This is a genomic window from Mesorhizobium denitrificans (assembly GCF_003403035.1).
Classification (GTDB): Bacteria; Pseudomonadota; Alphaproteobacteria; order Rhizobiales; family Rhizobiaceae; genus Mesorhizobium_G; species Mesorhizobium_G denitrificans.
In genome coordinates this window covers 324,659-335,418 of sequence record NZ_QURN01000004.1, presented here as the reverse complement: position 1 = coordinate 335,418, position 10,760 = coordinate 324,659, and the positions used below count along the sequence as shown (strand labels likewise).

The 10,760-nt window shown below is 56.7% G+C and carries 9 protein-coding genes; 4 read left to right on the top strand and 5 right to left on the bottom strand.

The features are described from left to right. Positions 1 to 24: 24 nt before the first annotated feature. The 3 genes from DY251_RS06660 to DY251_RS06650 all read right to left on the bottom strand — a co-directional run bounded on the left by DY251_RS06660 (position 25) and on the right by DY251_RS06650 (position 4,028). Positions 25 to 2,004 carry an ABC transporter permease gene (locus DY251_RS06660; protein WP_116623073.1) on the bottom strand — a complete coding sequence of 660 codons (1,980 nt, stop codon included), beginning with the start codon at positions 2,002 to 2,004 and terminating at the stop codon, positions 25 to 27. 1 nt (position 2,005) lies between these two features. After that, positions 2,006 to 3,022 (bottom strand): quaternary amine ABC transporter ATP-binding protein, encoded by a 1,017-nt coding sequence (locus DY251_RS06655; protein ID WP_116623072.1) that lies wholly within the window; start codon positions 3,020 to 3,022, stop codon positions 2,006 to 2,008. 85 nt (positions 3,023 to 3,107) lie between these two features. Beyond that, positions 3,108 to 4,028 carry an ABC transporter substrate-binding protein gene (locus DY251_RS06650; RefSeq protein ID WP_116623071.1) on the bottom strand — a complete coding sequence of 307 codons (921 nt, stop codon included), beginning with the start codon at positions 4,026 to 4,028 and terminating at the stop codon, positions 3,108 to 3,110. A 213-nt stretch (positions 4,029 to 4,241) separates the two neighbouring features. On the opposite strand from DY251_RS06650, the gene DY251_RS06645 reads away from it, so the two are divergent. From DY251_RS06645 to DY251_RS06635, 3 genes are all read left to right on the top strand, one after another. Then, positions 4,242 to 5,006 (top strand): DeoR/GlpR family DNA-binding transcription regulator, encoded by a 765-nt coding sequence (locus tag DY251_RS06645; RefSeq protein WP_116623148.1) that lies wholly within the window; start codon positions 4,242 to 4,244, stop codon positions 5,004 to 5,006. 132 nt (positions 5,007 to 5,138) lie between these two features. Next, on the top strand, positions 5,139 to 6,338 hold the full coding sequence (locus DY251_RS06640) for a CaiB/BaiF CoA transferase family protein (protein WP_116623070.1): 1,200 nt from the start codon (positions 5,139 to 5,141) through the stop codon (positions 6,336 to 6,338). Between the two features lie 17 nt (positions 6,339 to 6,355). Further along, the gene (locus DY251_RS06635; RefSeq protein WP_116623069.1) at positions 6,356 to 7,459 is read left to right on the top strand and encodes an extracellular solute-binding protein; all 1,104 of its coding nucleotides are present in this window, start codon (positions 6,356 to 6,358) and stop codon (positions 7,457 to 7,459) included. On the opposite strand, the gene DY251_RS06630 is transcribed toward DY251_RS06635, so the two are convergent. Both DY251_RS06630 and DY251_RS06625 read right to left on the bottom strand, forming a co-directional pair. Then, positions 7,456 to 8,292, bottom strand: a complete 837-nt coding sequence (locus tag DY251_RS06630; RefSeq protein WP_116623068.1) for an amidohydrolase family protein — start codon at positions 8,290 to 8,292, stop codon at positions 7,456 to 7,458. The genes DY251_RS06635 and DY251_RS06630 overlap by 4 nt on opposite strands. Then, positions 8,289 to 9,077 (bottom strand): IclR family transcriptional regulator, encoded by a 789-nt coding sequence (locus DY251_RS06625; RefSeq protein WP_116623067.1) that lies wholly within the window; start codon positions 9,075 to 9,077, stop codon positions 8,289 to 8,291. Before DY251_RS06625 ends, DY251_RS06630 begins: the two co-directional genes overlap by 4 nt. A 188-nt stretch (positions 9,078 to 9,265) precedes the next feature. Here DY251_RS06625 and DY251_RS06620 point away from each other — a divergent pair, with 188 nt between their 5' ends. Beyond that, the gene (locus tag DY251_RS06620; protein WP_116623066.1) at positions 9,266 to 10,582 is read left to right on the top strand and encodes an ABC transporter substrate-binding protein; all 1,317 of its coding nucleotides are present in this window, start codon (positions 9,266 to 9,268) and stop codon (positions 10,580 to 10,582) included. Positions 10,583 to 10,760: the final 178 nt, after the last annotated feature.

Below are 10,760 nucleotides of genomic sequence, written 5' to 3'. Positions count from 1 at the left end.
CCCCGATACGAAGCGGTTTTTTTGTCATTGCAGGCCGAGCCTGATCTTGGTTCGCGCCGCGCCTGCTGCGATGAGCCGGTCGGCAATAATGGCGATGAAGGCTACTGCGAGGCCCGCTACCAGGCCGCGCCCGGTATCTGCCTTGGTGAGTGCGATATAGACTTCCTGTCCAAGATCGCGCGTACCTACCAGTGCGGTGATAACGAGCATGGACAACGCGAACATGATGGTTTGGTTTATGCCAAGCATGATGTCAGGCAGCGCCAGCTTCAGCTTGATCTTGGTGAGCAATTGCCACTTTGTGCAGCCCATCGCACGGCCAGCTTCGATGAGGCGTGGCTCGACCTTTTGCAGCCCCAACGCCGTGTAGCGAATGGCTGGCGCAATCGCATAGGCCACGACCGCCAACATGGCCGTGAAATCCCCAACTCTGAACAGCATAACCGCAGGCATGAGATATACGAACGAGGGCAGAGTTTGCAGCGTATCGATAATGGCCTGAACAACGCGCCAAAGCTGTTTACGTTCGGCCGAAACGATCCCAATTGGAATGCCTATCAGCGCGGCAATTACCACGGATACACCGCACAGATAGACGGTGATCATCGCCTTTTCCCATTGACCTGTAGCGGCGATGAGAAAAGCAAGGACAGCCACAAGGAGCGCCAGCCGCAATCCGCCCAGACGCCAGCCGGCATAGGCAAGCAGACCCGTTACGCCCAACCACGGCAAACCGCCCAGAAAGCGCTTGAACGGCACAAGCACATTCAGCAGCATCGTATTCTTGATTGCTTCGAGCGTGTCGAAATAGTTCACGTTTATCCATTCAACCGCGCGGCCAATTGCCGTGCCACTGGCGATGGTCATGGTTTGCGGATAGGTCTGGATGGCGGGAATGGCGAGCCCCAGAACTGCAGTCGCGACAATCACCAAAAGAGCTACGAAGAGATAGGGATAGCGGGCGATGAAGCTCTTGTTTCCTGTGTCAGCATGGAAGTCGCCCATCTTAAGCGCCATTGCCTGACTCAGCCGATCGAGCGCAACAGCCAACGCAACAATCGCAAGCCCTGCCAGTAGACCCGCTCCAATGTCCAGGCGACGCAGCGCAGCCAATACGTCGAAGCCGAGCCCTCCTGCTCCGATCATCGAAGCGATGATGACCATGTTGAGCGAAAGCATGATCACCTGGTTTACACCAACCATCAGACTGTCGCGTGCAGACGGCACCATAACGCGCCACGTCATTTGCCGGCGCGTACATCCAATCATATGGCCGAGTTCTTGCACTTCCGATGGCACGCCGCGCAGAGCCAAAATCGTAATGCGTGTCATTGGCGGCATGGCATATATGACGGTAGCGACTATGGCCGCTGTCGGTCCGAAACCGAACAGGAAAAGGATTGGAACCAGATATGCAAAAACCGGGATCGTTTGCATCAGGTCGAGCAATGGCATTAGCGCCTTCTCGAATTGCGCCCACCGATAGGCTGCGAGCCCGAGCAACAAACCACCTATAACGCCGATTGGTGCTGCGACGAGGATCGACGCCAGCGTAACCATCGCGCTGTTCCATTGGCCGAATATTGCGAGGAACAGGAAGCAGCCTGCTGCGAACAACGCTAAACGCCAGCCGCCGGCGTAATGGCCGATCATGCCGACGATTGCGATGACCGAGATCCACGATAGTGGTGGCAGGAGTTGAATCGCGGAGGAACCTTGCCCCGATAGCAGGCCAGTCGAGAGGAGGCTCAGCGCGGCACGATAAGGCACGTCTACGACAGCGGCGATGAATCGGGTTAGCTGCGTGAAAGTGAACAGGCCGAAGGTTGCATCATTGAGCAACCATTTCAGCGCGTTGCTGATCCATCGAGCGGCTGGGATGATCCATGCCTTGGGATAGTCGAACGCCCACTTTGCAACCGGCTCCCCAAATTTCCAGAGCAGCACGAATGCAGTTAACGCGACCGCCCAGCCAATGATGGAGATGCGGCGTGATGATTCCATCTCACCCTCGCATCAACACATCGACAACATCAGCGCGGTGCAGCGCGCCGATTGTCTTGCCGGTTTCGTCCTCTACAGCCAGAACATCAAAACCCGGAGCGAACTGGGTCGCTGCATCGGCAATTGTTGTACGGTGTGACACGGTCGGGCCGGCCGCTGTGCTGGTCGACTTCATAACGGATGCGGCACGCAGAACCTTGGCCTTTGCGACGTTACGCGTGAACGCCGCGACGTAAGCATCCGCCGGCTGCATGACCAGTTCCTCAGGCGTACCCGCCTGCACGATCGCACCATCTTTCATGATCGCTATACGGTCCGCCAAACGGATCGCTTCGTCGAAATCATGCGTTATGAAAACGATGGTTTTCTTGAGCACCGATTGCAGGCGAATGAACTCGTCCTGCATCTCGCGACGAATGAGCGGATCGAGCGCAGAGAACGGTTCATCCAGAAACCAAAGCTCCGGCTCAACCGCGAGCGAACGCGCAATACCGACGCGCTGCTGCTGGCCACCGGAAAGCTCTCGCGGAAAGAAACGTTCGCGCCCCGCCAGACCGACCAACTCGATCATCTTTTGCGCGCGGGCTTCGCGCGCGGCGCGATCGACACCTTGCACCTCCAATGGGAACGCAACGTTTGCGAGCACTGTCAGATGTGGCAGCAGCGCGAAATTCTGAAACACCATGCCCATTTGATGACGGCGGATTTCGATCATCCGTGCATCGCTTGCCGCGAGCAGATTTTCGCCGTTGAAAATGATCTCGCCGGAGGTTGGCTCGATCAATCGCGACAAGCACCGCACAAGCGTAGACTTGCCAGACCCTGATAGTCCCATAATGACAAAGATCTCGCCGGCACGGACCCCTAGGTTTACACCCCTTACCGCACCGACGAGGCCTGATTTCCCAAGCGCATCAAGCTCGGGACTACCCCCCGAGGCCACCAGAAATTCGCGTGCCCCCGACCCGAAGATTTTCCAGACATTGCGGCATATGAGTTTTTCTTCCTGCACTGCCATTCTTCATCCGGTCTGTAGTCTTCGGCACGCAAACAGTATGCCCGCCGCGCATAAGCCCCTGTTGGCGGCGGGCTCCCCCAAGCTCCTACTTCTTGATCCAATCTGACCAGCGCGCTTCGTTCTTGCCCATCCATTCGGCCACTACGTCGTCCACTGATTTGCCCTCAAGATCGACTTTGGTGATCATTTGGCCCATTTCATCATTATCGAGGGTGAAAGCCTTGATCGCCTTATATGCGCCGGGCCACTTATCCTTTACGCCAACCCAACCCACTTTCCAGATTTCACCAAATGGCTTGCCGCAATCATAGAGGGCATCGGGGTTCGAACCCCAAGCCGGATCGGTGTAACATTCCTTTGTATATTGCGGGAACTCGACCCACTCGCCCTTGTATTTTGAGGGTGCCCAGTGCGGTGCGTAAATCCAAAGCATGATCGGCGCCTTGCGCTGATATGCGGACTCCAACTCCGCGAACAGCGCCGCATCCGTGCCGGCATGAACCACCTCAAACGGTAATCCCAGCGCTTCTACGCGTTCATCGTCAAAGCCGCCCCAGGTGACCGGTCCACCGAGATAACGCCCCTTCGGTGCGGTTTCCGCGGTAGAAAACGCTTCTGCGCATTTCTCGTCCTTCAGCGCTTCCCAATTGGGAAGGCCAGGGCATTTCTCTTTCATATATTCCGGATACCACCACTCTTCCTTGGCTTTCATGCCAGTGGGTCCGAAATTCTCCACTTTCCCGGTGGCTGTCGCTGCATCCATGGCGTCGCGGCCTGTGGTTTCCCACATTTCCATCGCAACATCGAGGTCACCGGTTTCGAGGCCAGCAAATTGCGCCAGATAGTCAGCCTGCACGTAGTCTACGTTGTAGCCGCCTTTCTTCAGCACCTCGCCCATGATGTGGGTGGTGATGAGCTGGCCGGTCCAGTCATGTAATGTAAGCTTTATGGGATCCGTGGATTCTTGCGAAAAGGCTGGAACGCTGCCGGCCGCCACCGACAGCATCAGGGCACTCGTGCAACCCAATAGAAAACGCCTCGCCCGATTCATGCGATTCTCCTCTGGCAGGTATTTTTTATTTTTATTGATCGAGGGAGTGTTACCGCGAAGGGGCGATCCGTCAACAAGAATTTGTGGCTTTTCATGGCATTTTGACTGAATATGCTTCGCAATTATGTGATGATGCCGCAAAATACCTCATACAATGGGCTCGCGAAGGTGGTGTATTCAAAGCGTCACGGCGAAATAATGCGGCTGCTGCAAGCAGAAGGAACGATAACCGTCGCCAATCTGGCCGAGCGGCTTGGCGTTTCGCTTGAAACGGTTAGGCGCGATGTGAAGCCGTTGGCAGATGAAGGCGCCGTCGTCAAAATGCACGGTGCTATCGGCCTGCCGAACTTGACCGGCGAAGCGCCGTTCGAACGACGCATGCGTGACAATGCAGAGGGCAAGCGCGCGATTGCACGCCATGCTGCGGCGAGTATCCGTGATGGCGATTCCATCATGCTCGATACGGGAACCACAACAAGCTATCTGGCGCGCGAATTGCTCGGCCATCGCCGTTTGACGGTCGTAACCAATTCATCGGACATTGCCCGCACGCTGGCCATCGTCAACGGCAACAAGGTCTATATGGCGGGCGGAGAACTGCGCAGTGACAATGGCGCGGCGTTCGGCGTCTCGGCCAATGAGTTCGTATCGCACTTTAGTGTGACCCACGCGTTTGTAACTGCGGGGGCGATAGACGCTCGTCTTGGCCTGATGGATTATAATCTCGAAGAAGCGGAGTTCGCGCGCATGGTGCTCTCACGCGGCGCGAGAACGGCGGTTGTCACCGATTATACAAAGTTCGGGAAACACGGGCTCGTGCAAGTCTGCGCATTTGATGGTTTCAATGAGATGATCACGGACCAGCAACCGCCTCGCGAATTCGTTTCGGCCATCCATTCTGCGGGAACAACGCTTACGGTCGCCCCCGAATAGGGCTCCTCACTCGAACAGATCAACGCAGCACGCGCACATGCTGGTCGCGCGCGGCTATACATTTGATTAACACCTCTTGCAGTCATGTCTCATATGTGAAAAATGTATTCACAAGAGAATACGGAGGATAAAATGGATTTGTCGGCCGCTGACAGCCCCACTTCGAGCGAAAGTTTGCGTGACGATCTTCCGCTGAACGGCATAGTGGTGCTGGATATGAGCCAGTTTCTGTCTGGACCATATTGCTCGCTGCGCATGCTTGACCTGGGTGCGCGCGTTATAAAAATCGAGCGGCCAGACGGCGGTGATCTTTCTCGCAGGCTCTATCTCAGCGATACAGAAATAGGCGGCGACTCGACGCTCTTCCACGCGATCAATCGAGGCAAGGAAAGCCTCGCCATCGACCTGAAGAACAAGGACGATCTGGCTTCTTTGCGGAAGCTGATCGGTCAGGCTGATGTGCTGATCCAGAATTTCAGACCCGGCGTCATAGCTCGTCTTGGTCTCGACTACGAAACGGTGAAGCAGATCAATCCGCGCATCGTCTATGCCTCTATCAGTGGGTATGGCGAGGAAGGTCCGTGGGTGGACCGTCCGGGGCAGGATTTGCTCGCGCAGTCACGTTCCGGCGTGATGTGGCTGAACGGCGACGAGGAGCAGGGACCTGTGCCGTTCGGGCTGGCGGTCGCAGATATGCTGGCGGGTGCAGCGGCATGTCAGGGCATATTGGCGGCGCTGGTGAAACGCGGCGTGACCGGTAAGGGTAGCCATGTCGAGACGAGTCTTCTGGAAGCTCTGGTAGACTTCCAGTTTGAGGTGCTGACAACATATTTGAATGACGGCGGACGACTTCCGAAGCGCTCCAACTTCCGCAGTGCTCACGCTTATCTATCCGCGCCCTATGGCGTTTATCCAGCCAAGGACGGGTTTCTGGCAATTGCCATGACGCCGATCCCGAAACTGGCGGAGTTGTTGGGGTTGCAGGCAGAACTCGCGCCCTATTCGGACAAGCCTGCTAGCTGGTTTGGTAAGCGCGATGACATCAAGCAAATCATCGCAAAGCGCGTTGCGACAAAGAACATCGATGAGTGGCTGGCCATTCTTGAACCCGCCGATATCTGGTGCGCGAAAGTATTGAATTGGCAGGAATTGATCGCCAGCGATGGATTCGCCGTGCTCGATATGCTCCAGACGGTACAGCGCGAGGACAACGTCTCGATCGCCACGACACGCGTGCCGCTGCGAATAAATGGCGTGCGTCCGCGCGTGGCTAGAGCCGCGCCGCGTGTTGGCGAACAGAGCGAGGCAATCCGCAAGGAATTCGGACTGTGAATGTTCGTCTGAAAGGTATGACGTGGAGCCATCCACGCGGCTACGACCCCATGATCGGTTGCAGCGCCGCGTGGACCGAAAAGTCTGGCGTCGGCATCGATTGGGACAAACGCTCGCTTCAGGATTTTGAGTCCTTTCCGGTAAAGGAACTTGCGCAAGCATATGATCTGATCGTCATCGATCACCCGCATGTCGGGCAGATTACTGCCGAGGGCTGCCTTGAACCGCTTGATGTGGCTAGCCGAGAAAATGAACGGGATGCGCTGGCGCGTGGCAGCGTTGGACAATCTTATCCAAGTTACAATTGGCAAGGTCGCCAATGGGCATTTCCGATTGATGCGGCAGCGCAGGTTCAGGCGTTTCGGCCTGATCTTATACAGACCGCGCCGCAGCGTTGGGATGAGGTGCTCGACCTCGCAAGACAAGGGCGTGTGCTTCTGCCACTGCGCCCGCCACATTGCCTGATGACGTTTTACACTTTGTCCGCAAATCTCGGCACGCCATGTGCTGTTGAGGGTGAATTGATCGCGCTCGAGGCCGGCGCACGTGCGTTCGAGATGATCCGCGAAATTGCTGATCTCGTCGATCCGGCTTGTTTCGAAATGGACCCCATCGCCGTTTCGGAGCAAATGGCGGAGGAAGGGTCAGAGATTGCCTGCTCACCGCTGATCTATGGTTATGTGAGTTATGCGCTTGATGGTTTTCGCCCGAACAAATTGCGGTTTGCCGACATCCCCGTAGCGGCAGGTAGCAGGCCGATAGGATCGGCGCTCGGTGGTACGGGGATCGCCGTTTCGGCGTTTAGTGAGGCAAAGCAGGCAGCTATCGATTTCGCCTATTTCGTTGCCAGCGGCGATATCCAGCGCAGCGTCTACCCCAAATCCGGCGGGCAGCCGGGACATTCGACTGCTTGGGAAGACGAGGCCGTAAACAAGGCGACTGGCAATTTCTATCGGGACACAAGAAAGACGCTCGAGGGCGCTTGGGTTCGCCCGCGCCACGATGGCTATATGGGCTTCCAGCAAGCCGCATCCGACTGCATCAACGATGGGCTATTGGAAAAGCGCGCTGCTCGCGATGTCGTAAACGACATCAACCGGCTGTTTCTCGAGAGCTTTTAGAGTTTCCAGATACGCGTTGCGTTACCGGAAAGCAGCGCAGTGCGTTCGCCTTCGGAAGAACCTGATAGAATTGCGTGTGTTGCGGCGACCCAGTGTGTCAACCCGCCACCAAGCGTGCAAACCGGCCAGTCACTGCCCCACACAACACGATCCCATCCGAAGCTTCCAATCGTGTGCTCGACATAAGGACGCAACGTTTCGACCGTCCAGCTTTCCGCATCTGCATAGGCGACCACGCCAGAAACCTTCGCCGTCACATTGGGGCGCTTGGCGATTTCGACCATGTGCTCGCGCCATGGATGATCTGCTTTGCCTTTGATGTCGGGTACGCCGCAATGGTCCAGGATAAACTGAACGCCGGGTGCATTGTCAGCTAGCGCAATTGCCTGCGGAATTTGTCGCGGCAGCACGCAGAGATCGAATGTCAATCCGGTGCCTTGCATGCGCTTGATATTTTCCCGAAACAGCGCGCTTTCGGACAATTCGTCAGGTTCAACATGCAGGACGCGGCGAAAGCCTTTGACGAATCGATTCTGCCGCTGGCGTTCCAGAAAATCTGCGAAGGAAGCATCCTCGGGTCGACAGGAGGCAATTGCGCCGCGCAGGAGATTGCCCGGTGTCTTGGATAACTTTTCGACATAGCTGATTTCCGCATCGATATCTGCCGGGTCAACGTCGACCTCCATGTGCAGCGCGCCCGAAATGCCAACCCGCAAGGCTTGCTGAGCGTATTCGGTATAGAGGAAATCGCGATTGAGCGCTGGCACCCCCGCCAGCCAAGGATAGCTCAAAGCCGATTGGTCAATGAGATGCAGATGCGTGTCGATGATCATTCGGCGTTGATCTCCCCCATGCCATGCCCCGCGAGTTGAGACAGATGCTGAACGGCGCCTAGAAGCAGCTCGATTGTGCGCGTGATGTCGGGCGCGGGCGGCTGACTGATGACCGTGATGTAAGGAATGGTGAGTGCCGCGATAGCTTGACCATCCGGCGCAAGGACAGGCCCGGACAAATTGTAGACGCCCGCTGTCTGCATGGATGCCATCATTTCGTAGCCACGGTCGCGAACCTGGTCCAAACGCTCGAAGAATTCTTTCGGCTGGTCCGGCTTGTCGGTGCTGCGCAAATGCTCGGCGATCATCATGCGCCGTTCTTCGTCGTCGCGGAACGCAAGCAAGACATGACCCGAGCCGGTATCAAACAGGCTGATATGTGAGCCAACGCGGATCGAAATGCCCCAATAGCCGGGAGCCTCCTGCTGGGCGATGACGACTGCCGCGCCACGGTCAAAAACGACGAGCTGGTTGGCCTGCCGTGTGACCTCGGCAAGTTCACGCATGATCGGCGTGGCGAAGGAAACAAGCCTGCGCACTGGCGCATGCAATTGCCCCAAGCCAAAGAGTTTCAGGGTCAAGGTAAAGCGGTCGCCATCAAGCCGAGTGACATAGCCACGCCTCACGAGCCGATCCAACATGCGGTAAAACTCGTTCGGACTGCGGCCGAGCTTTTTTGAAATTTCCGCCTGCGTCAGCCCACCATCGACGCTCGACAACAGCTCGAGAATATCGAGCCCCTTGTCCAGCGCAGGCGCGCGGTAGCGGTCTTCGTTTTCCTCCACCTTATTCTCTTCCCCAGTGAATGCGTTCCCTTACATATGCAGAAAGCAACAAGAAAGGGAAGTATCGACCGCGCAGAACTTTTATTCTTGACCAACCTGTGAAAATAATCTTTGTATATGAATGAGGCTTTTGTCAATGACGGCTTCGATCACTTGGCGGTCTTGGACCGGCAGAACGGGAGGAACAGATGAGAGATTTGTTAGCGGGCCTAGCGGCCGGCGTATGCATTTTGGCGTTGGCGAGTGGCGCGCAGGCGCAGGATTTGCCGGGAAAGTTTGAGGGCGTCACCATTGATGCCAAGCTGATCGGCGGTCAGCAGTATGAAGCGCTTTACGCGCGCATTGCAGATTGGGAAAAGGCCACCGGTGCCAAGGTCAACGTCCTTTCCAAAAAGAACCACTTTGAGCTGGACAAGGAAATCAAGTCGGACATCGCATCCGGCTCGGTAAACTGGTGTGTTGGCTCGAACCACTCATCATTCGCGCCGCAATATCCGGGCATCTACACGGACCTTTCCGTGCTGCTGCCGAAGTCGGAAATTGACGCGTTCGTGCCAGCGAATATTAAAGCTTCGACCATTGACGGCAAGCTGGTGATGTTGCCGCGCGCGCAGTTCGACGTATCGGCGCTGTATTATCAGAAGAGCCTCTACAACGATGAAGCCAAGAAGAAGGCTTACAAGGAAAAGTATGGCGAGGACCTTGTTCCGCCGGACACATGGGAAGAAGTAACGCGTCAGGCCGAATTCTTTACGGCACCTCCAGATTTCTACGGCACGCAGTTTGCGGGCAAGGAAGAAGCGATCAATGGCCGCTTCTATGAGATGTTAGTCGCCGAAGGCGGCGAATATCTCGACAAGGACGGCAAGCCTGCATTCAATTCGGATGCGGGTGTGCGCGCGCTCGACTGGTTCGTGAACCTCTATAAGGCAAAGGCCGTTCCGGCCGGCACCACGAATTATCTCTGGGACGATTTGGGTCAGGGCTTTGCTTCCGGCACCATCGCACTCAACCTCGACTGGCCGGGTTGGGCCGGGTTCTTCAACGATCCGAAGTCGTCGAAGGTAGCAGGTAATGTCGGCGTGAAGGTTCAGCCAAAGGGTTCCTCGGGTAAGCGCACTGGCTGGTCTGGCCATCATGGCTTCTCCGTGACGGAAAACTGCGCCAACAAGGAAGCCGCAGCATCGCTGGTCTGGTGGCTGACGAACGAAGACAGCCAGAAGCTCGAAGCTTCCGCCGGTCCGTTGCCTACCCGCACCGCAGTGTGGGAATGGGATATCGAGCAGGCCAAGGGCGATGCGTACAAAACCGAAGTGCTGAAGGCTTTCCAGGAAGCCGCTCAGAACGCATTCCCGGTTCCGCAGACGGCAGAATGGATCGAAATCTCCAACGCAGTTTATCCCGAGTTGCAGGCCGCGATCCTTGGCGACAAGACGTCCAAGCAGGCGCTCGACACCGCTGCCGAAAAGGCAACGCAGATCCTGCAAGACGCGGGCAAGCTGTGAGCTTTGCTCAAAGGGCGGCGCTCGCGCTGCCCCCAGAACTGCCTTGCCCCTCATCCTAACCCTCTCCCCGCAAGCAGGGAGAGGGGGACGTCAGCGTTGCGTTGAACTTTTGAAATGCAGGCGCGACGCGCATGACTCCCTCTCCCTGTTTACGGGGAGAAAGTAAGGGTGAGGGGCA